Origin of the sequence: Streptomyces sp. NPDC049879 (assembly GCF_044461265.1) — a bacterium.
Classification (GTDB): domain Bacteria; phylum Actinomycetota; class Actinomycetes; order Streptomycetales; family Streptomycetaceae; genus Streptomyces.
Map to the genome: position 1 here is coordinate 428,952 of NZ_JBITKT010000005.1, position 22,046 is coordinate 450,997.

Sequence of the window (22,046 nt, forward strand, 5' to 3'; positions counted from 1 at the left end):
GGTGGTCCGGCGGCGGCCGTGGAGCGCCGGGCGAATCGATCGTACGTTCTATATCGGTGGGCACACGGACGCGCGCCGAACCGAGACCGGCAACTGAGATGACACAAATAAGTGTCATCTCAGTCATTCGTGCGCTACGGTGGGGGGCGTGCCGCAGGACGACCAGCTGATCTTCGCCGACCACGTCGGCCGGTTCTACGCCCGGCAGTACGGCTTCCCGCCGATGGCCGGGCGGCTGCTCGGCTACCTCCTCGTCTGCGATCCGCCGCAGCAGACGATCGACGAGCTGGGCCAGGCCCTGCTGGCGAGCCGCAGCGCCGTCACCGGGGCCGTCAAGCTGCTGGAGGGCTACGGCATGGCGCAGCGCACGCGGGCCGCAGGGGAGCGCAGTGACCGGGTGGGCCTCGATCCCGCCAGCCGCCAGCCGCAGAACTTCGACTCCGCCGTCCACGAGGAGCACGCCGCGCTCTTCAGGGAGGGGCTGGCGCTGCTCGCCGACGCGCCGCCGGAACGCCGGGCGCCGCTTGAGGAGATGGTCGCGCTGGCCGAGTTCCTCGCCGGGCGGCTGCCGGAACTGCTGCGGGAGTGGCACGCGCACCGCGACCGGCTCCGCGCCTCGGGGCGGAGCGGCCAGGGGACACACCAGGGAGAGGACGCCCCGCATGACCGACGATGAACTGATCGAACGCGCCGTCGAACGAGGCGACCTCGCCGAGCTGCGGCGGCTGGCCGGCGAGGGCAGTGCCACCGCCACCGACCACCTGATCGAACTCGCCGGGGAGCGGGGCGACATGGCGGAGCTGCGCAGACTGTCCGACCTGGGCGACGCCACGGCCACGGACCAGCTGATCGAACTGGCCACCGAGCTGGAGGACCTGGGCGAGCTGCGCAGGCTGGCCGACGGGGGCAACCGCACCGCCGCCGAGCAGTTGGCGGAACTCACGTCCTGCTGACGGCGGCCGGGATCAGGCGGTGGTCGCGTTGGTAGACGAGGTTGTGCAGGTCGGCCGATGCGATGGCGCGGAGGGTGGGGAGTTCGGCCTCGGCCTGCTGCGCCGTGAAGACGTTCAGCGGCCACTGGCCGACCGTGCCGCCCTGGAGGTGGGGGTGGTGGAACGTGCGGCCGTAGAACGCGTGCAGCCGTACGGGGGCGACGCGGGCCGCGCGTTGCTCCGGCCAGGAGAGGTCCCATGTCGCGTCGAGGCCGCCGTCGGGGGTGCGGTGGGGGGCGGTGACCGTGACGGTGCCGGTGCCCGCCAGCAGGGCGGTGTCGATCTCGGCGAGGACGGCGCGTGCGTGCGGGTCGAGCAGGGTGACGGTGGTGCGGAAGAGGCGTTCCTTGCCGAGGCGGGTGTGTTCGTGCGGGGCGGGGTCGTGGCCGTGGGTGCCGTCGCGCAGGTCGGTGAAGTGGCGCAGCAGCGCTTCGGTGTAGGGGAGTGGGGTGGGCGCGGTCATCGGGTGCTCCTCAGCAGTTCGGTGTGGGCGGCGGCGAGGTGGCGGCGGAAGGCGGGGGCCGTGCGGAAGGCGCCGTGCCTGGTGTGGGGGACGGTCAGCAGGCGGGTCGGTACGTGTGCGGCGGTGAGGCGGCGGGCGTAGGCGGTCACGTCGTCCGCCACCGGGTCGAGCGCCCCCACCGCCAGGACGGCGGGGGCGAGACCGGTGAGGTCGGCGGCGTGGAGTGGGGTGTCGCCGCCGTAGGCGCGCCAGGCCGCGGACAGGATGGCCGGCTGGGGGAAGGCGGCCGGGTCGCGGTGGTAGGAGGGCGCGGTGCAGGCGGGGTCGAGGGGCGGGTAGGCGAGGATCTGGGCGGCCGGTTGCTCGTCGCCGCGGTCCCGGAGGGCCAGGGCGGCGGTGGCGGCGAGGGTGGCGCCCGCGCTGTCGCCGCCGAGGGAGACGGGGGCACCGTCCGCCTGGGCGCGGGTCCAGTCGTAGGCGGCCAGTACGTCGTGCAGCGGGGCGGGGTACGGGTGGGCGGGCGCGAGCCGGTAGTCGACGCCGACGAGGGCGGTGCGGGCCTCGGCGGCGTAGTCGGCCAGGGCGGGGAACCACGCCGCGGTGGAGCCGGTGTGCCAGCTGCCGCCGTGGGCCCACACGAGCCAGCCGCCGGGCCGGTGGCCGTCCGGGGGGACGACCACCGGGTGCCAGGGGGTGCCGTTCATCGGCGGGCGGGGAGGAAGCGGAAGGCGAGGAGGGCTCCGGCGAGGACCAGTGCCGCGTTGATGCCGATGGCCAGGGTGACGCCGGGGAGCACGTCGTCCGGGGCCATGCGGGCGGTGGCGATGGCGCTCATCACCGGGATGCCCATCGTGATGCCGACCTGCTGGGTCATGGTGGCGAGCCCGGTGGCGAGGCCCTGCTCGGCGTCGGGGAGGCCGGAGGTGGCCGTGACCATGAAGCCGGTGATCATCAGCATGTTGCCGACGCCGCCGACGAACGTGGCGGCCAGCACGAGCCAGATCCAGGAGCCGGACGTGCCCAGGGTGACGAGCAGCGCGGTGGCGACGGCCTGGACGACGCCGCCGGTGAGGATCGCGGCGCGGCTGCCGATGCGGGAGACCGTGCGGCCGCCGAGCGTGCCGCCGACGACGGTGCCGAGGCCGAGGACGCCGAACGCGAGGCCGGTCGCGAGCGGCGTGTAGTCCAGGACCTCCTGGAGGTAGAGGGTCAGGAGGAAGACGAGCGACGTCTCGGTGAGGAAGGCGATCAGGCCCGCCGCGTTGCCCCAGACGACGGTGCGGCGGCGCAGGATCGTGACGGGGACGAGCGGCGCGTCCGCGTTCTTCTCGATGAACCAGAAGGCGACGAGCGCGGCGGCGCCCGCGACGAGGGTGCCGAGGGTGACGGGGTCGGCCCAGCCGGAGCTGTGGCCGTTGTTCATGCCGAAGACGAGCAGCAGCAGACCGCCGGTGACGCTGGCGGCGCCCGGCACGTCGAGCCGGGGGCGCTGAGCGGGGCGCGCGTCGCGGATCAGGGACGGCGCGAGGACGAGGACGAGCGCGGCGACGGGCACGTTGATGAAGAACGCCCAGCGCCAGGAGAGCAGGTCGGTCAGCAGGCCGCCGAGGATGGCGCCCGCGGTGAAGCCGGCGGACATCAGCGCGCCGTTGAGGCCGAGGGCGCGGTCGCGCAGGGCGCCTTCGGGGAACGCGGTGGTGAGCAGGGCGAGCCCGGCCGGGGTGACGGCGGCGGTGGCGAGGCCTTGGAGGACGCGGGCGGTGAGCAGCATCTCGGGCGAGGTGGCGAGGCCGCCGAGGAGGGACGAGGCGCCCAGGACGGCCATGCCGACGAGGAAGACGCGCTTGCGGCCGAGGAGGTCGCCGACGCGGCCGAGGAGGAGGGTGAAGCCGGCGGCGGCGAGGGCGAAGGCGGTGGCGATCCACTGGAGGCCGCCGAGGGAGAAGCCGAGGCCCTCGCCGACGACGGGGAGCGCGACGTTCAGGATCGAGAAGTCCACGGCGATCATGAACTGGGCGCCGAGGAGCAGGGTGAGGACGAGCTTCTGGCGGCCGGTCATGCGGGGTGGCGTGTCGGGGGGTATGTCGCGGGCGGGGGCGGGGGCGGAGGACCGGGTGGCGGTGGACATGGGCGTACCTCTCGGATCGCCTAACGGGTCTCTGTTTCCGTTAGCGCGAGACGAGCATAACCCGGTGGGGGCAGTAAATGAAACCTTGTTCCCGTTAGCGCTGGGGGCAGGTGTAGCCGGAGGCGGGGTGGACACCGAGAGTAATATCCGCAACCAACGCCGAACCGCCGCGCCGCCGGCCGGGACGAGGAGCCCTCCGTGTCGATGATCCGCAGCTTCCGCAGGGCCGTACGGCTCAGCAGGGAACGGCCGACGCTGCCCACCAAGGTGGACCTCAGCCACCCCGCGCGCTCGCCGCTCGGCAACGCCGTCGTCAACTGCGCCGTCTACCTCCAGGGCCACCGCAGCCCGGGGCGGCTGACGACGGACGAGGCGATCGAGCTGGTGCGCAAGCGGCGCGGCGGCTTCGTCTGGATCGGGCTGCACGAGCCGACCGCGGCCGAGTTCGAGGACATCGCCGAGCTGTTCGGACTGCACCCGCTGGCCGTCGAGGACGCGGTCAACGCGCACCAGCGGCCGAAGCTGGAGCAGTACGACGACACGCTGTTCACGGTGCTCAAGACGGTGCGGTACGTCGAGCACGAGCGGCTCACGGCGAACAGCGAGGTCGTGGAGACGGGCGAGATCATGGTCTTCACCGGCAAGGACTTCGTCGTCACGGTCCGGCACGGCGGGCACGGCTCGCTGGGGCCGCTGCGGGAGAAGCTGGAGAGCGAGCCGGAGCAGCTCGCCAAGGGGCCCTCGGCCGTGCTGCACGCCATCGCCGACCAGGTGGTGGACCAGTACCTGGACGTCGCGGCGGCGGTGCGGGACGACATCGACGACATCGAGACGGCCGTCTTCGCCGACACCAGGGGCCGCGGCGCCGCGTACCCCGGGCAGATCTACCAGCTCAAGCGCGAGCTGCTCGAACTGCGGCGGGCGGTGGCGCCGCTCGACCGGCCGCTTGAGCAGCTCTCCGAGGGCGGGCTGGCCATGATCGACCCGCACATCCGCAGCTACTTCCGGGACGTCGCCGACCACCTGTCGCGCGTCTCCGGGGAGATCAACGGCTACGACTCGCTGATCGACTCGATCCTCCAGGCCAACCTGTCGCAGGTCACGGTCGCGCAGAACGAGGACATGCGGAAGATCACCGCCTGGGCGGCGATCCTGGCCGTGCCGACGATGGTCTGCGGGGTGTACGGCATGAACTTCGACCACATGCCGGAGCTGCACTGGCGCTTCGGCTATCCCCTGGTGATCGGCGTGATGCTGGTGGCCTGCTTCCTGATCCACCGGGGGTTCCGGCGCAACGGCTGGCTCTGAGGCGCGGGCCGGGGCGGGGAGGCCGGAAGCCGACAGGTCCTGACGGGCTTTGAACGGGGCGGAGATGAGCTGACCGGAGTGGTCCGGGATCTGTCCGTGGTCGGTGCACGGGTTAGACCAAAGTCGTGACGTTCCTAGACGAACGCCAGGTCCGCAGGGCGAAGGGCATTGCCTAGGCTGGGCCCGTGGACAACGCGATCCTGAACGCGATCGAGGAGTTCGTCTCCACCCCCTGGGTGTACCTGGCGCTCTTCGTCGTCGCGAAGCTCGACGGCTTCTTCCCCGTGGTGCCCAGTGAGACCCTGGTGGTCACCCTCGGGGTCTTCGCGGCGACGGACGGCGCCCCCAACGTGGGCCTGATCATCCTGGTGGCGGCGCTCGGCGCGTTCACAGGCGACCACATCTCCTACTTCATAGGCAGGAAGTCGGGAGCGCGGATCTACTCCCGGCTCAAACCCGGCAGCCGCACCCAGCGGGCCTACGACCAGGTCGGCAACCTGCTGGAGCGGCGCGGCGGCCTCATGCTGATCGTCGCCCGGTACATCCCGGGCGGGCGCACGGCGGCCACGCTGACCACCGGCGCCACCGGCTACCCGCTGCGCCTCTTCTCCCGGTACGACGCGATCGCCGCCGTCAGCTGGGCCGTGTACTCGGCGGGCATCGGCTACCTGGGAGGCCACGCGTTCGAGGACAACCCGCTGCGCGGTGTGGCCCTCGGCCTCGGGCTGGCGCTGGCGATCACCGTGCTGCACGAGGGCGTCCGGCTCCTGCGCCACCGCATATCCGCCGGCCGCGCCTCCGAGGACTGAGCTCAGCTCCAGCGGTAGTGGGGCAGCCCGTTCGAGGTCGGCACCACTTCGCGGCCCAGCGGCATCAGCGAAACCGGGATCAGCTTGAAGTGGGCGATGCCGAACGGGATGCCGATGATCGTCACGCAGAAGGCGATCCCGGCGGCGATGTGGCCCAGCGAGATCCAGATGCCCGCCACGATCAGCCAGATCACGTTCCCCACCAGGGACGCGGCGCCCGAGTCGTGCCGCTCGGTCACGCGGTACCCGAAGGGCCACAGCGCGTAGCCCGCGATGCGGAAGCACGCGATGCCGAACGGGATCGTGATGATGAAGATGAAACAGAGGATTCCGGCGATCGCGTAGCCGAGCGCGAGCCAGAAGCCCGAGAAGACAAGCCAGATGATGTTCAGAAGAGTGCGCACGACACCAGCATGGCGTCAGGGGCGGCCGCCCGCCATGCGTTCGAGCCTTTCGATGCGCTCGGTCATCGGCGGATGCGTGGCGAACATCCGGGCCAGGCCCTCGCCGCGGCGGAACGGATTGGCGATCATCAGGTGGCTCGCGGTCTCCAGCTGCGGTTCGGGACGCAGCGGCCGCGCCTGCGTGCCCGCCTCCAGCTTGCGCAGCGCGCTGGCGAGCGCCAGCGGGTCGCCGGTCAGGCGGGCGCCGGACGCGTCCGCCTCGTACTCCCGCGACCTGCTCACGGCGAGCTGGATCAGCGAGGCGGCGATCGGGCCGAGCAGCATGACCAGCAGCATCCCGACGATCCCCGGGCCGCCCTCGTCGTCGTCGCGCCCGATGGGGATGAACCACGCGAAGTTCACCAGGAACATGATCACCGAGGCCATGGCGCCCGCGACCGACGAGATGAGGATGTCGCGGTTGTAGACGTGGCTCAGCTCGTGGCCGATGACGCCGCGCAGCTCCCGCTCGTCGAGCAGCCGCAGGATGCCCTCGGTGCAGCAGACGGCGGCGTTGCGCGGGTTGCGCCCGGTGGCGAACGCGTTGGGCGCCTCGGTGGGCGAGATGTACAGCCGCGGCATCGGCTGCCGCGCCTCCCCGGCCAGCTCGCGGACCATGCGGTAGAGCCCCGGCGCTTCGAATTCGCCCACCGGCCGGGCGCGCATGGCGCGCAGGGCGAGCTTGTCGCTGTTCCAGTACGCGTAGCCGTTGGTCGCGAGGGCGATCAGCAGGGCGATGACGAGGCCGCCCCTGCCGAAGAAGCTGCCGATGATCAGGATGAGGGCGGACATCCCGCCGAGCAGGGCGGCGGTCCGCAATCCGTTGTGCCGGCGGTGCACGGGAGCCCTCCTGGTTCCGCAGCGTGGGGGTGGCCGGTTGTACCGGATATCGGGTTTCTCCACTGACAGTGGACACTGCTGAAGGAGACAACGCCATACGGGGGAAATCCGTTCCCACCCCCGGCGCGGCTACACGGCGGCCACCCCGGCGCCCTGTCAGAGGAACGAGCCGGTGGTGAACCCCAGGACGAGCTGCGGCGCGCCGGAGAGCGCGAGACCGGCCAGCGCGGCGAGGCCGATGGCCCCCGCGAGGGGCTTCCCTGGCCGCCAGGCCGGGCCCGCGGGGGGCTCGGCGGCGGCGGGCTCGGCGGTGACGGGCTCGGGGGCGGGGCGGAAGAGCAGGGCCGCCCAGCGCAGGTAGTAGTACAGCGCCACGGCCACGTTGAGCGCCATGACGACCGCGAGCACGCCGAGCCCCGCGTCCACGGCGGTGCGGAAGACCGCCACCTTGGCGAACAGCCCGATCACCCCGGGCGGCAGCCCCGCCAGGCACAGCAGGAAGAAGCCGAGCGCCAGCGCGGCGAGCGGCCGCCGCGCCCACAGGCCCCGGTAGTCCGCGAGGCGCTGCCCCGGGCTGCGCCGTCCGACGTACGCGGCGACGCCGAACGCGCCGAGGTTCACGGCGGCGTACATCAGCGCGTACGCGAGCAGCGTGCCCATGGCCTCGTCCGCGCCGACGTACGCGCCCGCCGCCACGGGCACCAGCAGGTACCCCGCCTGCCCGACGGACGACCAGGCCAGCAGCCGTACGGCGCCACCCGGCGCGTCCTCGGTGGCGCGCAGGGCCGCCGCGTTGCCGACCGTCATGGTGAGCCCGGCGAGCACGGCGACGGCCGGGCCCCACAGGTGCCCGTGGTCGGGGAAGCCGCGCGTGGTGAGCACGACGAGGCCCGCGAGCCCGGCGGACTTGCCGACGACCGACAGGTAGGCCGCCACCGGCAGCGGCGCGCCGAGGTAGGTCTCGGGCACCCAGAAGTGGAACGGGACGGCCGCCGCCTTGAAGGCGAAGCCGACCAGCGTCAGCGCCACCCCGGCGTCGGCCAGCGTCGCCAGGCGCGGGTCGGCGGCGGCCAGGCCGCCGGTGATCTCGCCGAGGCGCAGGCTCCCCGAGGCGGCGTACACGAAGCTGACGCCCAGCAGCCCCACGGCGGTGGCGGCGACGGAGGTCAGGAAGTACTTGAACGCCGCCTCCGGGCTGTCGCCCTTGCCCCGCGGTTCCCTGCGCAGCGCGACCAGGGCGTAGGTGGGCAGGGTGGTGACCTCAAGGGCGATGATCAGCGTCGCCAGGTCGCGTGAGGCGGGCAGCAGGACGGCGCCGGTGACGGAGGACAGCAGCAGGAACCAGTACTCGCCGCCGGGCAGCGCGCGGTCACCCGATCGGGGATCGGTCTCGGGGAGGGAGAGCAGCGCCGTCAGGAGCGCGCCGCCCAGCACGAGCAGCTGGATGAGCACGGCGAAGCGGTCGGCGGCGTACGAGCAGGCGCCCGGCCCGTCCGCCAGGCAGAACGTCACGCGGTCGCCGTGGCGCAGCGGGATCAGCGACAGCGCGGCCAGGGCCAGCCCCGCGAGGGCGAGCGGGCCGAGGAGCCGCTTGCGCGCGACGGGCAGGAAGAGGTCGGCGACCAGCACCGCCACGGCCGTCACCGCGGTGATGACGGGCGGCGCGACGACGGCCCAGTCCACGCTCTGCGTCAGGTGGTCCACGAGGCTGGTCATCCGGCGACTCCGGGCAGCAGGTGCCGCACCGCGGGATCGGTGAGGCCGAGGAGCAGTGCGGGCCACAGTCCGGCGAGCAGCGTGAGCGCGGCGAGCGGGCCGTACGCGGCGTACTCGTGGCGCCGCAGGTCGGGGAGGACTGCGGGCAGGGCGGGTGCTCTGCCGGGGGTGCTCGCGGGCAGGGCGTCGCCCATGCAGACGCGGCGCACCACCAGCAGCAGGTACGCGGCGGTGAGCAGCGTGCCGACCGCGGCGACGGCGACGTACGTGACGTAGGCGGGGCGGCTCAGTCCTGCGGCCGGGTCGAAGGCGCCCAGCATGGCGAGCAGCTCGCCCCAGAACCCGGCGAGTCCCGGCAGCCCCAGCGACGCGACGGCGGCGAACGCGAGCAGCCCGCCGAAGCGGGGCGTGCGCCCGTACAGCGCCGCTCCCCCGGTCCCGGCGAGGCGGTCGAGGTCGGTGGTGCCGGTCCGTTCCTTGAGCGCGCCGACGAGGAAGAACAGCAGGCCGGTGATGAGGCCGTGCGCCACGTTGGCGAACAGCGCGCCGTTGACCCCGGTGGGCGTCATGCTGGCGATGCCCAGCAGGACGAAGCCCATGTGGCCGACCGACGAGTAGGCGATCAGCCGCTTGAGGTCGCCGCCCGCGCCCTGCCGGACGAGGGCGAGGCAGGCCAGCGACGCGTACACGATGCCCGCGACGGCGAACGCGCCGAGGTAGGGCGCGAACGTGCGCATGCCGTCGGGGGCGATGGGCAGCGCGATGCGGACGAAGCCGTAGGTGCCCATCTTCAGGAGGACCCCGGCCAGCAGCACGGACCCGGCGGTGGGTGCGGCGGTGTGGGCGTCGGGGAGCCAGCTGTGCAGCGGCCACATCGGGGTTTTGACGGCCAGGCCGATGCCGATGGCGAGGACGGCGAGCAGTTGGGTCGTATGGGTGAGTCCGTCGCCGTGCGCGTCGGCGAGGGCGATCATGTCGAACGTCCCCGCGCGCAGCCCGATCAGCAGCAGCCCCAGCAGCATCACGACAGAGCCGAGCACGGTGTAGAGCACGAAGCGCCACGCCGCCGGTCCGCGTCCCTCGCCGCCCCAGCGGGCGATGAGGAAGTACATCGGCACGAGCACCGTCTCGAATGCCAGGAAGAACAGCAGCAGGTCCAGCACGGCGAAGGTGGCGAGCGTGCCGCCTTCGAGCAGCAGGATGAACGCGACGAACGCGCGCGGGTCGCCACCGGCGGGCGGGCGGACGTACGCGTGCAGGGTGCAGAGGAACGTGAGCAGCGCCGTCAGCACCAGCAGCGGCAGTGAGATGCCGTCCACGCCCAGGTGCAACCGCACGCCCAGCGAGGGGATCCACGACACGTCGGTCTCGGCCTGCACGTCGCCGCCGGGGCCGTCGCGGTCGAAGGCGGCGGCGAGGACGAGCGTCAGCAGCAGGACGGCCCCCGAGACCGTCACGCCGTGGCGCAGCACGTCCCGCTCGGGCCCGCCGGGGCCGCGCAGCCCCGGCGGCGCGGGCAGCAGCGCGGCGGCCGCGCCGAGCAGCGGCAGGGCGACGGCGGCGATCAGCAGCCAGGCGGTGACGGTGTCGTTCAGCGGGATCACGGGTCGGTCCTCACTCTCCGGCGGCCACGAGGACGGCGGCGACGCCGAGCACCAGCGCGCCCGCGACGACGGCGCTGAGGTACGTCTGGACGTTGCCGGTCTGGGCGCGGCGTGCCAGCGCGCCGAGGCGTCCGGGCGCGGCGGCGGCGCCCCGTACGTAGGTCTCGATCACAGCGCGGTCGAGGAAGCGGACGAGCTGGGCCCCGGCCTGGGTGGGGCGGACGACGGCCGCCGCGTACAGCGCGTCGAGGTGGAAACCGGCGGCGGCCGGGGCGCGCAGCGGGCCGAGGAGGGCGGGCGCCGGGTCGGACCAGGCGCGGCGCCAGGCGGCCCAGGCGGCGAGCAGGCCGGCGAGGGCGGCGGCGACGGCGAGGACGGTGGTGGTGAGCTGCGGGCCGAGGCCGTCGCCGTTCCACCAGCTGTCGAGCCACGGGTAGGCGAGGCCGAGCAGCAGCGACGGCACGGCGAGGAACCACAGTGTCGCCGTCATCACGGGGCTGGCGCCCTCGGGGGCGGGCACCGGGTCGGGGCGGGTGTCGGCGGGGCCGTGGAAGGCGAGCAGGAAGAGGCGGGCGGCGTATGCGGCGGTGAGCAGCGCGGTCAGCAGCCCGGCGACCAGGACGAGCCACCCGGCGACGGCGGGCGCGCCGTGGCCGTCGCCGACCGCGGCGTGCTCGGCGGCGGCCAGCACGGCCTCCTTGGAGAAGAACCCGGCGAACGGCGGTACGGCGGCCAGCGCGAGCAGTCCGATGGCCATGGTCCAGTACGCGTCGGGGGCGCGCCCGCGCAGGCCGCGCATGCGGGACAGGGCGCGCAGCGAGCCGGTGCCCGCCGTGTGGATGACCACCCCTGCGGCCAGGAAGAGCAGGGCTTTGAACGCGCCGTGGGTGAGGAGGTGGAAGACGGCGGCGTCGCGGTCGGCGACGGCCAGGGCGCCCGTCATGTAGCCGAGCTGGCCGATGGTCGAGTAGGCCAGCACGCGTTTGATGTCGTCCTGGGCGAGGGCGGCGAGCGCGGAGCCGAGGAGGGTCAGCGCGGCGACGGCGGCCAGGACGGTCAGGGCGGCGGCCGACGCGGCGAAGACGGGCAGCAGGCGGGCGATGAAGTAGACGCCTGCCGCGACCATGGTGGCCGCGTGGATCAGCGCGGAGGCGGGCGTCGGGCCCGCCATGGCGTCGGGCAGCCAGGTGTGCAGGGGGAACTGCGCGGACTTCCCGGCGACCCCGGCGAGCAGCAGCAGCGCGACGAGCGTGGGGTGGCCGAGCTGGAAGTCGGACAGGGAGGACGTGAGGCGGGTGACGATGGCGCTGATGCGGAACGTTCCGGCGTCGGTGGCCAGCAGGAGGATGCCGATCAGGAACGGGACGTCACCCAGCTTGGTGACGAGGAACGCCTTCAGCGACGCGGCACGCGCGGCGGGTGTCTCCCAGTAGTGGCCCACGAGGAAGTACGAGCAGATGCCCATCACTTCCCAGCCGACCAGCAGCACGATCAGGTCGTCGGCGTACACCACGAGCAGCATGGCGGAGGTGAACAGCGAGATCAGCGCGGCGTACGAGGCGTAGCGCGGGTCGTCCGCCATGTAGCCGATGGAGTACAGCTGCACGCATGTGGCGACGACGGCGACGAGCACCGCGACCAGTACGGCGAACCCGTCCAGGTGCAGGGCGAGGTCGATCGGGATTCCGCCGGTGGGTGTCAGGCGCGTAGCGGCGTCGATCGGGTCGTCGCCGCCCTGGCGGACGGCCACCAGTACGGCGAACCCGGCGGCGGCCAGCGTGGGCAGGACGGCGAGCGGCCGTACGTACCCGGGCGCGCGGCGGCCCGTCAGCAGGATCAGCGCCGCGGCGGCCAGGGGCAGCAGCAGGACGAGGGCGGCGGCGGTCGTGGTGTTCACTCGGTCTCCCGCTGCGGTCCGCGCGGTTCGCGTCCGGCCCGCAGCTCGTCGAGGGCGACCGTGCCGCGCGCGCGGTGGACGAGCAGCACGATGGCGAGGCCGATACCGATCTCGGCGGCGGACAGGGCGATGAGGAAGAGCGTGAAGACCTGGCCGGCGTGGGTCGCGTCGCGCAGCCAGACGTCGAAGGCGACGAGGTTCAGGCTCACGGCGGCGAGCATCAGTTCGACCGACATGAGGACGAGGATCGCGTTGCGCCGGGCGAGCACGCCGTAGAGGCCGACGCAGAACAGCAGCACGGCGAGCACGGCCGGGTAGACGAGGTGCATCAGCGGTCACCGCCCCCGTGCTCCCGGGTCCGGGCCTGCGAGCGGGTGCGCGAGACGACGATCGCGCCGACCAGCGCGGCCAGCAGCAGCACCGACAGCGCCTCGAACGGCAGCACCCACGAACGGAACAGGCTGTCGCCGACCTGCTCCGCCGTCCCGCGCGGCGTCTCCAGGTCGATCCACGCCGTGCGGAACGCGTCCACCACCAGCGTCACCAGCAGGGCAGCCGCTGCCAGGGCGACGGCCAGCGCCACCGGCCTGTTGCCCGAGTCGGCGTCCGGCGAGGGGCCGATCGGCGCCCGCGTGAGCATCAGGCCGAACAGCAGCACCACGACCACCGAGCCCAGGTAGATGAGGACCTGCACCCACGCGACGAACTCGGCGGTCAGCAGCAGGTACTGCACCGCCAGGCCGCCGAGGGCGACGACGAGCCACAGCGCCGCGTGCACGAGCTGCTTCGTCGTCACGCACAGCACGGCGGCGCCCAGGACGACGAGCCCGACGAGGACGAAGACGACGTCCTGCCCCGACGGCGACAGCATCTCCCGGCCCGTCACCCGCCCGCCTCCTGCCCGGTCTGCCCCGCGGCCCGTTCCGCCGCCTTGCGCGCGGCGGCGATCTCCTTGGGCTCCTCGGCGGCCTGGTCGGGCGGCGGCGGCTCGGGCACGGTCCACATCCAGGCGCGCAGCCGGTCGCGTTCGTGCGTCAGCTCGCGGATGTCGGTCTCGGCGTACTCGAACTCGGGCGACCAGAAAAGGGCGTCGAACGGGCAGACCTCGACACAGATCCCGCAGTACATGCACAGCGAGAAGTCGATCGCGAAGCGGTCGAGCACGTTCCGGCTGCGCTCCCGCCCGCCGGGCGCGGCCGCGGGCAGCGTCTCCTTGTGCGAGTCGATGTAGATGCACCAGTCCGGGCACTCGCGCGCGCACAGCATGCAGACGGTGCAGTTCTCCTCGAACAGCGCGATCACGCCCCGGCTGCGCGGCGGCAGCGCCGGTGACGTCTCCGGGTACTGCTGGGTGACGGCCCTGCGGGTCATCGTCCGCAGCGTGATCGCCAGCCCTTTGGCGAGCCCGGACCCGAAACTCATGCGGTCACCACCCTGATGATGCCGGTCAGCGCCAGCTGCGCGAGCGCCACCGGGACGAGCACGGTCCACGCGAACCGCTGGATCTGGTCCGCGCGCAGCCGGGGCCACGCGACGCGCGCCCAGATGACGGCGAAGCTGAGCGCGCCGGTCTTCAGCAGCATCCACAGCCAGCCGAGGCTGTCGGACGCGGGCCCGTGCCAGCCGCCGAGGAACAGGACGGCCGTCAGCGCCGAGATGACGACGATGCCCGCGTACTCGGCGAGCAGGAACAGCGCGAACCGCAGCCCCGAGTACTCGGTGTACGCGCCGAAGATGATCTCCTCCGGCGCGATCGGCGCGTCGAACGGCGGCCGCTGCAGCTCGGCGAGCCCGGCCGTGAAGAAGACCAGCCCGCCCGCGAGCTGCCACGGGACCCACCACCACTCGAACGCGTCGAGGATGCCGGGCAGGCTGAGCGTCCCGGCGGCCATCGCCACGGACGCGGCGGCGAGCAGGAGCGGCAGCTCGTACGCCATGAGCTGCGCGGCGGTGCGCAGCGCGCCGAGGAGCGAGTACTTGTTGGCGGACGCCCAGCCCGCCATCAGCGAGCCGAGGACGCCGACGCCGAGGACGGCGAGGACGAAGAAGATCCCCGCGTCGAGCGCCTGGCCCACGAAGCCGTCCGGGCCGACCGGGATCGCGATCAGCACGACGAGGTACGGGATCAGCGCGACGGCGGGCGCGAGCCGGAAGATCCGCCGGTCCGCACCGGCCGGGACGGTGTCCTCCTTCTGCGCGAACTTCACGCCGTCCGCGACGAGCTGGGCCCAGCCGTGGAAACCGCCCGCGTGCATCGGGCCGAGGCGGCCCTGCATGTGGGCCATGACCTTGTGCTCGGCCTGCCCGACGAGGAGGGGGAGGACGAGGAACGCGACGAGGACGGCGAGCAGCCGCCACACGACGTCGAGGACATCCATCAGCGGTCCTCCTGCCCGCGCTCGCCGCCGGGGGCGTCCGGCTCGTCCGGGGCCTGCGTCTCCGCCGGTTCCTCCGCGCCGTCCTGGGGCTGGAGCCAGGGGGCGTCCCCGGCACCGGCCCGGCGCACTCCCCCGGCCGGACGCCGTTCCTGCCCCGCCGCGCCCTCAGCACCGGCCGCCCGCTGGCTCGCCGAACCGTCACCCGCCGAACGACTCCGCCGCACAGGCCCGGCCGCCCGCTGACTCGCGGATCCGTCGCCTGCCGAACGGCCCGTCTCCGCCGCGCTCTCCACGTCCTCACCAGCGGCGGCCCGCTGGCTCGCCGAGCCCTCGCCCGCCGAGCGGCTCCGGCGCGCGGGGCGGCCCTCCGCGCCCTCGGGCGCTCCCGGGCGCCGGCTCGCGGACCCCTCGCCCGCCGACCGCGCACGCCGCACGGGACGTTCCGGCGCGTCCGCCCGCGCGCGCCTGGCCGGGGCGGCGGGGAGGGTGCCCTTCAGCGGCCCCCACTCGTTCGGGTCCGGCACCCCGGGCGGCAGCGCCTGCCGCCGCCGCGGTCCGCCGTGCTCCGACTCCCCCGGCTCCTTCGCGCCGGGCCACGCCTTCGCGACCCGCGCCGCCAGCACGAAGTCCTTCCGCAGCGGATGCCCCTCGAAGCTCTCCGGCAGCAGCAGCGGCGTCAGCCCCGGGTGGCCGGGGAAGTCGACGCCGAACATCTCGTGCGTCTCCCGCTCGTGCCACGACGCGCCCGCGTACACCTCCGTCGCCGTCGGCAGCGACGCCTCGGCGCGCGGCACGGCCGTCCGCAGCAGCAGCCGCCGCGGCGCGGGGACGTCCGGGCCCGGCAGCGCCACCACGTGCGCGCACACCCGGAAGACGTCCGCCTCGTCCACCGCGCTCAGCCAGTCGAGGAACGTGCACCCCAGCTCGTCGCGCGCGGTGCGCAGCGCGGCGGGCCAGGCGTCGCCGCCCGGCACGTCCACCGTCAGCACCCCGTACGCCTCCGACGCCTCCGCGCCGGGACCGAACAGCCCGGACGCCTCCCGGGGCAGCCAGCCGACCGTCACCGGCCGCCCTCCCCCGGCGCGACGAGCGGGCTGGTGAGCGCGGCGGCGGACGGCGCGTACCGCTCCGCGACCGACTCCTCCGCGATCTTCTCCTGGAGCTTGAGGATGCCCTGCAGCAGCGCCTCGGGGCGCGGCGGGCAGCCCGGCACGTACACGTCCACGGGGATGATCTGGTCCACGCCCTTCGTCACGGAGTACGAGTCCCAGTACGGGCCGCCGCAGTTGGAGCACGCCCCGAACGAGATCACGTACTTCGGCTCCGGCATCTGCTCGTACAACCGCTTGACGGCGGGCGCCATCTTGTCGGTCACCGTCCCGGAGACGACCATCAGGTCCGCCTGCCGCGGCCCCGGCGCGAACGGGATGACGCCGAGCCGGATGAAGTCGTGCCGCGACATCGACGCGGCGATGAACTCGATGGCGCAGCAGGCCAGTCCGAAGTTGAAGACCCACAGGCTGTAGCGGCGGCCCCAGTTGAGGACGACCTTCATCGGCTCGGGGGCGAGCCGCGCGAGCGCGCCGAGGCGGGGCGCGGGGGTCAGATCCATTCCAGTACGCCCTTCCGCCACGCGTAGAGCAGCCCCACGGCGAGGAAGCCGAGGAAGACGAACATCTCCACCAGCGTCACGGCGCCGAACCCGTCCGCGGCGAAGACGGTGGCCCAGGGGAAGAGGAAGACGGCGTCCACGGCGAAGATCACGTACAGGAACGCGTACACGTAGTACCGCACCTGCGTGTGCGCCCAGCCCTCCCCGACGGGATCGACGCCGCACTCGTACACGAGCAGCTTCTCCGGCGTCGGCGCGGTCGGCCGCAGCAGGGCCCCGGCGCCGAACGCGACGGCGACGAACAGGACGCCCACCACCGCGACCAGACCGACGACGGAGTAGCCGTGGAAGTAGTCGGGCACGTGCGGCCTCCGCGGACCTGTGGGGAGGAGGGGACTGACTGCACGGGAGTCTAGGGGGTGCGGGCCGCGTTGTGACCACGCTGCCCGGGGACCGCGGGGGTAGGGACAACCCCACCCCCGGTCCGCCGACACACCCCATGGCCGCTGTCCTGCGCGTTCGGCACCCTGGAGGGCGTGCCGTACCGCTCCGAGAGGTTCCCCGCATGATCAAGACGCTGCTGCGCATGCCGTTCGAGCCCCGCACCCTGCGCGAGGGGCTCCACCTGCTGCTGAACGGGCCGCTCGGCGTCCTGAGCATGGTCCTCACGGTGACCTTCCTGGCGACCGGCTTCGGACTGTCCGTGACGTTCATCGGCCTGCCGCTGCTGGCGCTCACGCTGATCGCGCTGCGCTGGTGGGCGAAGGTGAGCCGGGGGCGTGCGCGGGTGATGCTGGGGGCGCGGATCGAGGAGCCGGAGCGCACGGGGGCGTGGCTGCGCCGCGTGCGCCGTGAGGAGACGGGGTGGCTGGCGGTCCTTGGCCGGGTGCTCAAGGAGGGGCAGTCCTGGCGGGGCGCGGCGCACGCGCTGCTGCTGCTGCCGTGGGGGGCGTTCACGTTCCTGCTGATGGGCGTCGCGTGGGCGGGCAGCCTGTCGATGGTGACGTATCCGCTGTGGTTCTGGCCGCTGCGTGACGCCGGTGAGCCCGGCATCGGCATCGGCACCGACGGCGGCGGGGGCGGCTGGGTCTCTGACACCCCGTTCGAGCTGGTCCTGGTGGCGCTCCAGGGGGTCGCCCTGCTGCTGGTCACCGCGCCCGTGATCCGGGGCGTCGCGGCGGCCGAGCGCTGGATGACGGCCGCGCTGCTCGGCCCCTCGGCGGCGGCCGCGCGGGTGCGGGAGCTGGAGTCGGACCGCGCCGCCGTCGTGGACACCTCGGCCGCCGACCTGCGGCGCATCGAACGGGACCTGCACGACGGGGCGCAGGCGCGGCTCGTGGCGCTGGCGATGGACCTGGGCATGGCGAAGGAGAAGCTGGCGACCGACCCGGAGGCGGCGGCGCGCATGGTGGACGAGGCGCACGGCGAGGTGAAGGTCGTGCTCCAGGAGCTGCGCGACCTGGCGCGCGGCATCCACCCGGCGATCCTCACGGACCGGGGGCTCGGCCCGTCCCTGTCGGTGCTGGCGGCGCGCTGCACGGTGCCGGTGACCGTGGACGTGGAGCTGGCGGCGCGGCCCGCCGAGGCCGTCGAGGGGATCGCGTACTTCACGGTCTCCGAGCTGCTCCAGAACGTCAGCAAGCACAGCGGCGCGCGGCGCGCGGCGGTGGAGATCTGGCGGGCGGACGACCGGCTGATGGTGCAGGTGCTGGACGACGGGCGGGGCGGCGCCGACCCGGCGGCCGGGTCGGGCCTGGCGGGGCTCGCGGACCGGCTGGCGGCGGTGGACGGCGTGCTGGCCGTCGACTCGCCGCGGGGCGGTCCCACGACCGTGTCGGCGGCGCTGCCCTGGCGCGACCGGGCGGCCGTGGGCGTGCGCCGCGGATGAGATGCTGCACGGGCACAGGACGACCGGCTGACAGGAACGGGGGACGCGCGCCGTGCGGGTGGTGATCGCCGAGGACTCGGTGCTGCTGCGCGAGGGGCTGACACGGCTGCTCGCGGACCGGGGGCACGAGATCGCCGCCGGGGTGGGCGACGGCGAGGCGCTCGTGGCGGCCGTGCGGCGGCTGGCGGACGCGGGGACGCCGCCCGACGTGGTGGTCGTGGACGTCCGGATGCCGCCGACGCACACCGACGAGGGCGTACGGGCGGCCGTGCGGCTGCGGGCGGCTTTCCCGGACCTGGGGGTCCTGGTCCTGTCACAGTACGTGGAGGAGCAGTACGCGACGGAGCTGCTCGCCGGGTCGAGCCGGGGCGTCGGCTATCTGCTGAAGGACCGGGTCGCGGACGTCGGCGAGTTCGCCGAGGCGGTGGAACGGGTGGCGCGCGGCGGGACGGCGCTGGACCCGGAAGTGGTCGCACAACTGCTCGGCCGGAGCCGGAAACAGGATGTTCTCGAAGCGCTGACGCCGCGGGAAAGAGAAGTCCTAGGACTAATGGCCGAGGGACGAACGAACTCGGCCGTCGCGGCACAGCTGGTGGTGAGCCACGGCGCGGTGGAAAAGCATGTCAGCAACATTTTCGCGAAGCTGGGACTGGCGCAGAGTGACACAGATCACCGCAGGGTGCTGGCGGTTCTCACGTATCTCCATTCCTGAGGCGCACGGGGCGGCCGGGCGGCGTGTTCCGGTCGTGGCGCGTCGCTGACCAGTCGCTTTTCCGACGCGTTCGCCGTCGGCGTGCGGATCACGGCCGTGGCCGGGAAGTCTCTCCCCGAGCCACGTCCATCATGTGATCACCATCAGGAAGGCATGCCTTACCCGCGTACCATGGCTGACACGAGCCGCCTCAAGGAGGGCTACAGCAGTGACCACTGAGGTCGACCAGGCGAGCCAGGACAGCGCCGGCGGGAACAGCGGCGCCGGCAAGGACGTCCGGCGTCTGGACCGGGTCATCATCCGGTTCGCGGGGGATTCCGGGGACGGAATGCAGCTGACCGGCGACCGTTTCACCTCCGAGACCGCGTCGTTCGGCAATGACCTCGCGACGCTGCCGAACTTTCCCGCGGAAATCCGCGCGCCCGCCGGGACCCTGCCCGGTGTCTCGTCGTTCCAGGTGCACTTCGCGGACCACGACATCCTCACTCCGGGTGACGCCCCGGACGTGCTGGTCGCCATGAACCCGGCCGCCCTCAAGGCGAACACCGGGGACCTGCCGCGCGGCGCCGAGATCATCGTCAACACCGACGAGTTCACCTCCCGGGCCATGGCCAAGGTGGGGTACGCGGGCGACCCCCTGGAGGACGGCTCCCTCGACGCGTACAGCGTCCACCGCGTGCCGCTGACGACGCTGACGGTGGAGGCCCTCAAGGGCTTCGACCTGACGCGCAAGGAGGCGGGGCGCTCCAAGAACATGTTCGCGCTCGGCCTGCTGTCGTGGATGTACCACCGGCCGACCGAGGGGACCGAGTCGTTCCTGCGGGCGAAGTTCGCCAAGCGGCCGGAGATCGCCGAGGCGAACCTCACCGCGTTCCGCGCGGGCTGGAACTTCGGCGAGACCACCGAGGACTTCGCCGTCTCGTACGAGGTGGCGCCCGCCGCGTCCGCGTTCCCGGCCGGGACCTACCGCAACATCTCGGGGAACCTGGCGCTGGCCTACGGCCTCGTCGCCGCCTCGCAGTGCGCGGAACTGCCGCTCTACCTCGGCTCGTACCCGATCACCCCGGCCTCGGACATCCTGCACGAGCTGTCGAAGCACAAGAACTTCGGCGTGCGCACCTTCCAGGCCGAGGACGAGATCGCGGGCATCGGCGCGGCGCTCGGCGCGGCGTTCGGCGGCTCGCTGGCCGTCACGACGACGTCAGGGCCCGGCGTGGCGCTGAAGGCCGAGACGATCGGCCTGGCGGTCTCGCTCGAACTGCCGCTGCTGGTCGTGGACATCCAGCGCGGCGGCCCCTCCACGGGCCTGCCGACGAAGACGGAGCAGGCCGACCTGCTGCAGGCCATGTTCGGCCGCAACGGCGAGGCACCCGTGCCGATCGTCGCGCCCGCGACGCCCGGCGAGTGCTTCACGGCGGCGCTGGACGCGGCGCGGATCGCGCTGACGTACCGCACGCCCGTCTTCCTCCTGTCGGACGGCTACCTGGCCAACGGCTCCGAGCCCTGGCGCGTCCCGGAGGCGTCCGAACTGCCGGACCTGCGGACCTCGTTCGCGACCGCCCCGAACCACGAGCTGGCCGACGGCACCGAGGTCTTCTGGCCGTACCTGCGCGACCCGGAGACGCTGGCGCGCCCCTGGGCCGTGCCCGGCACGCCGGGGCTCGAACACCGCATCGGCGGCATCGAGAAGCAGGACGGCACCGGCAACATCTCGTACGACCCGGCCAACCACGAGCACATGGTCCGCACGCGCCAGGCGAAGACCGACGGCGTGACCGTGCCCGACGTGGTGGTGGACGATCCCGACGGCACGGCGCGCACGCTCGTGCTCGGCTGGGGCTCGACGTACGGCCCGATCACCGCCGCGGTCCGCCGCATCAGGCGCGAGGGCGGCAAGGTCGCGCAGACCCACCTGCGCCATCTCAACCCCTTCCCCGCGAACCTCGGGGAGGTGCTGCGGTCCTACGACCGCGTGCTGCTGCCGGAGATGAACCTCGGCCAGCTCGCCCTGCTGCTGCGGGCGAAGTACCTGGTCGACGTCCGGTCGATCACGCAGGTGACGGGCCTGCCGTTCAAGGCCGAGCGGCTCGCGTCCGCGATCAAGGAGGCTCTCGACGATGACCACTGAGGCGACGGAGGACCGCATCCGCACGGCGCTGTCCCTGGTGCCCGCCGCCACCGGGCGCCAGTCCGCGAAGGACTTCAAGTCCGACCAGGAGGTCCGCTGGTGCCCCGGCTGCGGGGACTACGCGGTGCTCGCCGCCGTGCAGGGCTTCCTGCCGGAGCTGGGCGTGGCGCGCGAGAACATCGTCTTCATCTCCGGCATCGGGTGCTCGTCCCGCTTCCCGTACTACATGAACACGTACGGCATGCACTCGATCCACGGCCGCGCCCCCGCGATCGCCACGGGTCTGGCGACGTCGCGGCGCGACCTGTCGGTGTGGGTCGTCACCGGTGACGGCGACGCGCTGTCCATCGGCGGCAACCACCTGATCCACGCGCTGCGCCGCAACGTCAATCTGAAGATCCTGCTGTTCAACAACCGGATCTACGGACTGACGAAGGGGCAGTACTCGCCGACGTCCGAGACGGGCAAGATCACGAAGTCCACGCCGATGGGCTCGCTGGACACGCCCTTCAACCCGGTGTCGGTGGCGCTGGGCGCGGAGGCGTCGTTCGTCGCGCGCACGGTGGACTCCGACCGCAAGCACCTCACGAGCGTGCTGCGCGCGGCGGCCGAGCACCGCGGCTCGGCGCTGGTCGAGATCTACCAGAACTGCAACATCTTCAACGACGGCGCGTTCGACGTCATCAAGGACAAGCAGACCGCGCAGGAGGCCGTGATCCGCCTGGAGCACGGCGAGCCGATCCGCTTCGGCGCGCCCTGGGCCGAGACGGACGGCGGCGACGGCCTGGGGACCCAGGGCGTCGTGCGCGACCGGGCGACCGGCGAGCTGAAGGTCGTGGACGTGACGGTCGAGGGCACCGACGACGTGCTGGTGCACGACGCGCACGCCGCCTCGCCGACCACCGCGTTCGCCCTGTCCCGGCTGGCGGACCCGCAGACGCTGCACCGCACGCCCATCGGCGTCTTCCGCGGCGCCGAGCGGCCCGTCTACGACGAGCTGATGGCGGAGCAGCTGGAGCAGGCGGTCGTGCGGCGCGGCAAGGGCGACCTGGGCGCGCTGCTGACCGGCAACGACACCTGGACCGTCGCGGGCTGACCCGCCCCGGCGCAGGAGCGGCGCGAACCGGT

The 22,046-nt window shown here is 73.2% G+C and carries 23 protein-coding genes; 8 read left to right on the forward strand and 15 right to left on the reverse strand.

The genetic code is table 11. From position 1 onward, the window contains the following. Positions 1 to 148: 148 nt before the first annotated feature. Together ACIBPC_RS20040 and ACIBPC_RS20045 are read left to right on the forward strand one after the other, a co-directional pair. Positions 149 to 676, forward strand: coding sequence for a GbsR/MarR family transcriptional regulator (locus tag ACIBPC_RS20040; RefSeq protein ID WP_398846379.1), 528 nt, complete (start codon positions 149 to 151; stop codon positions 674 to 676). Continuing rightward, positions 663 to 953, forward strand: coding sequence for a hypothetical protein (locus tag ACIBPC_RS20045; protein WP_398846381.1), 291 nt, complete (start codon positions 663 to 665; stop codon positions 951 to 953). The genes ACIBPC_RS20040 and ACIBPC_RS20045 overlap by 14 nt, the downstream gene beginning before the upstream one ends. Here the strand turns inward: ACIBPC_RS20045 and ACIBPC_RS20050 are convergent. From ACIBPC_RS20050 to ACIBPC_RS20060, 3 genes are read right to left on the reverse strand one after another with little or no spacing between them, the layout of a single operon-like run. Beyond that, positions 940 to 1,455, reverse strand: a complete 516-nt coding sequence (locus ACIBPC_RS20050; protein ID WP_362962177.1) for a hypothetical protein — start codon at positions 1,453 to 1,455, stop codon at positions 940 to 942. The genes ACIBPC_RS20045 and ACIBPC_RS20050 overlap by 14 nt on opposite strands. Next, on the reverse strand, positions 1,452 to 2,159 hold the full coding sequence (locus ACIBPC_RS20055; RefSeq protein ID WP_398846383.1) for an alpha/beta hydrolase: 708 nt from the start codon (positions 2,157 to 2,159) through the stop codon (positions 1,452 to 1,454). Before ACIBPC_RS20055 ends, ACIBPC_RS20050 begins: the two co-directional genes overlap by 4 nt. Further along, the gene (locus ACIBPC_RS20060; protein WP_398846384.1) at positions 2,156 to 3,583 is read right to left on the reverse strand and encodes an MFS transporter; all 1,428 of its coding nucleotides are present in this window, start codon (positions 3,581 to 3,583) and stop codon (positions 2,156 to 2,158) included. The genes ACIBPC_RS20055 and ACIBPC_RS20060 overlap by 4 nt, the downstream gene beginning before the upstream one ends. 204 nt (positions 3,584 to 3,787) lie before the next feature. On the opposite strand from ACIBPC_RS20060, the gene corA reads away from it, so the two are divergent. Both corA and ACIBPC_RS20070 read left to right on the forward strand, forming a co-directional pair. Beyond that, positions 3,788 to 4,891, forward strand: a complete 1,104-nt coding sequence (gene corA, locus ACIBPC_RS20065; RefSeq protein ID WP_398846583.1) for a magnesium/cobalt transporter CorA — start codon at positions 3,788 to 3,790, stop codon at positions 4,889 to 4,891. Positions 4,892 to 5,076: 185 nt separating this feature from the next. Next, positions 5,077 to 5,700 (forward strand): DedA family protein, encoded by a 624-nt coding sequence (locus tag ACIBPC_RS20070; RefSeq protein WP_398846385.1) that lies wholly within the window; start codon positions 5,077 to 5,079, stop codon positions 5,698 to 5,700. A 2-nt stretch (positions 5,701 to 5,702) separates the two neighbouring features. Here the strand turns inward: ACIBPC_RS20070 and ACIBPC_RS20075 are convergent, their stop codons facing one another. From ACIBPC_RS20075 to ACIBPC_RS20130, 12 genes are all read right to left on the reverse strand, one after another. Then, complete coding sequence (locus ACIBPC_RS20075) at positions 5,703 to 6,104, reverse strand: YccF domain-containing protein (protein ID WP_362962186.1); 402 nt, start codon at positions 6,102 to 6,104, stop codon at positions 5,703 to 5,705. A 15-nt stretch (positions 6,105 to 6,119) separates the two neighbouring features. Then, entirely contained in the window at positions 6,120 to 6,983 is an 864-nt protein-coding gene (htpX, locus tag ACIBPC_RS20080) for a zinc metalloprotease HtpX (protein ID WP_398846386.1), read from the reverse strand. A 156-nt stretch (positions 6,984 to 7,139) separates the two neighbouring features. Continuing rightward, complete coding sequence (locus ACIBPC_RS20085; RefSeq protein WP_398846387.1) at positions 7,140 to 8,699, reverse strand: NADH-quinone oxidoreductase subunit N; 1,560 nt, start codon at positions 8,697 to 8,699, stop codon at positions 7,140 to 7,142. After that, positions 8,696 to 10,303, reverse strand: a complete 1,608-nt coding sequence (locus tag ACIBPC_RS20090; protein WP_398846389.1) for a NuoM family protein — start codon at positions 10,301 to 10,303, stop codon at positions 8,696 to 8,698. The genes ACIBPC_RS20085 and ACIBPC_RS20090 overlap by 4 nt, the downstream gene beginning before the upstream one ends. A 10-nt stretch (positions 10,304 to 10,313) precedes the next feature. Continuing rightward, positions 10,314 to 12,200 carry an NADH-quinone oxidoreductase subunit L gene (locus ACIBPC_RS20095; protein WP_398846390.1) on the reverse strand — a complete coding sequence of 629 codons (1,887 nt, stop codon included), beginning with the start codon at positions 12,198 to 12,200 and terminating at the stop codon, positions 10,314 to 10,316. Then, complete coding sequence (gene nuoK / locus ACIBPC_RS20100; protein ID WP_362962196.1) at positions 12,197 to 12,529, reverse strand: NADH-quinone oxidoreductase subunit NuoK; 333 nt, start codon at positions 12,527 to 12,529, stop codon at positions 12,197 to 12,199. Before nuoK ends, ACIBPC_RS20095 begins: the two co-directional genes overlap by 4 nt. After that, positions 12,529 to 13,071, reverse strand: a complete 543-nt coding sequence (locus ACIBPC_RS20105) for an NADH-quinone oxidoreductase subunit J (RefSeq protein WP_398846585.1) — start codon at positions 13,069 to 13,071, stop codon at positions 12,529 to 12,531. Before ACIBPC_RS20105 ends, nuoK begins: the two co-directional genes overlap by 1 nt. 11 nt (positions 13,072 to 13,082) lie before the next feature. Next, on the reverse strand, positions 13,083 to 13,622 hold the full coding sequence (locus ACIBPC_RS20110) for a NuoI/complex I 23 kDa subunit family protein (protein WP_398846392.1): 540 nt from the start codon (positions 13,620 to 13,622) through the stop codon (positions 13,083 to 13,085). Further along, positions 13,619 to 14,578 (reverse strand): NADH-quinone oxidoreductase subunit H, encoded by a 960-nt coding sequence (locus ACIBPC_RS20115; RefSeq protein ID WP_398846394.1) that lies wholly within the window; start codon positions 14,576 to 14,578, stop codon positions 13,619 to 13,621. The genes ACIBPC_RS20110 and ACIBPC_RS20115 overlap by 4 nt, the downstream gene beginning before the upstream one ends. Next, positions 14,578 to 15,642, reverse strand: coding sequence for an NADH-quinone oxidoreductase subunit C (locus tag ACIBPC_RS20120; protein WP_398846396.1), 1,065 nt, complete (start codon positions 15,640 to 15,642; stop codon positions 14,578 to 14,580). The genes ACIBPC_RS20115 and ACIBPC_RS20120 overlap by 1 nt, the downstream gene beginning before the upstream one ends. Further along, on the reverse strand, positions 15,639 to 16,190 hold the full coding sequence (locus tag ACIBPC_RS20125; RefSeq protein WP_398846397.1) for an NADH-quinone oxidoreductase subunit B: 552 nt from the start codon (positions 16,188 to 16,190) through the stop codon (positions 15,639 to 15,641). The genes ACIBPC_RS20120 and ACIBPC_RS20125 overlap by 4 nt, the downstream gene beginning before the upstream one ends. Beyond that, positions 16,181 to 16,552 (reverse strand): NADH-quinone oxidoreductase subunit A, encoded by a 372-nt coding sequence (locus ACIBPC_RS20130; protein WP_398846398.1) that lies wholly within the window; start codon positions 16,550 to 16,552, stop codon positions 16,181 to 16,183. The genes ACIBPC_RS20125 and ACIBPC_RS20130 overlap by 10 nt, the downstream gene beginning before the upstream one ends. Before the next feature lie 203 nt (positions 16,553 to 16,755). Here ACIBPC_RS20130 and ACIBPC_RS20135 point away from each other — a divergent pair, with 203 nt between their 5' ends. The 4 genes from ACIBPC_RS20135 to ACIBPC_RS20150 all read left to right on the forward strand — a co-directional run bounded on the left by ACIBPC_RS20135 (position 16,756) and on the right by ACIBPC_RS20150 (position 22,014). Continuing rightward, entirely contained in the window at positions 16,756 to 18,078 is a 1,323-nt protein-coding gene (locus ACIBPC_RS20135; RefSeq protein WP_398846400.1) for a sensor histidine kinase, read from the forward strand. Positions 18,079 to 18,130: 52 nt separating this feature from the next. Continuing rightward, a complete protein-coding gene (locus ACIBPC_RS20140; RefSeq protein ID WP_398846402.1) occupies positions 18,131 to 18,790 on the forward strand; it encodes a LuxR C-terminal-related transcriptional regulator in 660 nt (219 codons plus the stop codon). A gap of 208 nt (positions 18,791 to 18,998) precedes the next feature. Continuing rightward, positions 18,999 to 20,918: a 2-oxoacid:acceptor oxidoreductase subunit alpha gene (locus ACIBPC_RS20145; protein WP_398846404.1), complete on the forward strand. Its 1,920-nt coding sequence runs from the start codon at positions 18,999 to 19,001 to the stop codon at positions 20,916 to 20,918. Then, positions 20,908 to 22,014, forward strand: coding sequence for a 2-oxoacid:ferredoxin oxidoreductase subunit beta (locus ACIBPC_RS20150; protein WP_362962214.1), 1,107 nt, complete (start codon positions 20,908 to 20,910; stop codon positions 22,012 to 22,014). The genes ACIBPC_RS20145 and ACIBPC_RS20150 overlap by 11 nt, the downstream gene beginning before the upstream one ends. The last annotated feature ends 32 nt before the right edge of the window (positions 22,015 to 22,046 follow it).

Excerpts from the sequence above, each read along its gene's own strand:
- ACIBPC_RS20105 (WP_398846585.1), bottom strand. The coding sequence starts at position 13,071 with ATGCTGTCGCCGTCGGGGCAGGACGTCGTCTTCGTCCTCGTCGGGCTC.
- ACIBPC_RS20150 (WP_362962214.1), top strand. The coding sequence starts at position 20,908 with ATGACCACTGAGGCGACGGAGGACCGCATCCGCACGGCGCTGTCCCTG.
- ACIBPC_RS20135 (WP_398846400.1), top strand. The coding sequence starts at position 16,756 with ATGATCAAGACGCTGCTGCGCATGCCGTTCGAGCCCCGCACCCTGCGC.
- ACIBPC_RS20110 (WP_398846392.1), bottom strand. The coding sequence starts at position 13,622 with ATGAGTTTCGGGTCCGGGCTCGCCAAAGGGCTGGCGATCACGCTGCGG.
- ACIBPC_RS20055 (WP_398846383.1), bottom strand. The coding sequence starts at position 2,159 with ATGAACGGCACCCCCTGGCACCCGGTGGTCGTCCCCCCGGACGGCCAC.
- nuoK (WP_362962196.1), bottom strand. The coding sequence starts at position 12,529 with ATGCACCTCGTCTACCCGGCCGTGCTCGCCGTGCTGCTGTTCTGCGTC.
- ACIBPC_RS20085 (WP_398846387.1), bottom strand. The coding sequence starts at position 8,699 with ATGACCAGCCTCGTGGACCACCTGACGCAGAGCGTGGACTGGGCCGTC.
- ACIBPC_RS20115 (WP_398846394.1), bottom strand. The coding sequence starts at position 14,578 with ATGGATGTCCTCGACGTCGTGTGGCGGCTGCTCGCCGTCCTCGTCGCG.
- ACIBPC_RS20125 (WP_398846397.1), bottom strand. The coding sequence starts at position 16,190 with ATGGATCTGACCCCCGCGCCCCGCCTCGGCGCGCTCGCGCGGCTCGCC.
- ACIBPC_RS20060 (WP_398846384.1), bottom strand. The coding sequence starts at position 3,583 with ATGTCCACCGCCACCCGGTCCTCCGCCCCCGCCCCCGCCCGCGACATA.
- ACIBPC_RS20050 (WP_362962177.1), bottom strand. The coding sequence starts at position 1,455 with ATGACCGCGCCCACCCCACTCCCCTACACCGAAGCGCTGCTGCGCCAC.
- corA (WP_398846583.1), top strand. The coding sequence starts at position 3,788 with ATGATCCGCAGCTTCCGCAGGGCCGTACGGCTCAGCAGGGAACGGCCG.
- ACIBPC_RS20045 (WP_398846381.1), top strand. The coding sequence starts at position 663 with ATGACCGACGATGAACTGATCGAACGCGCCGTCGAACGAGGCGACCTC.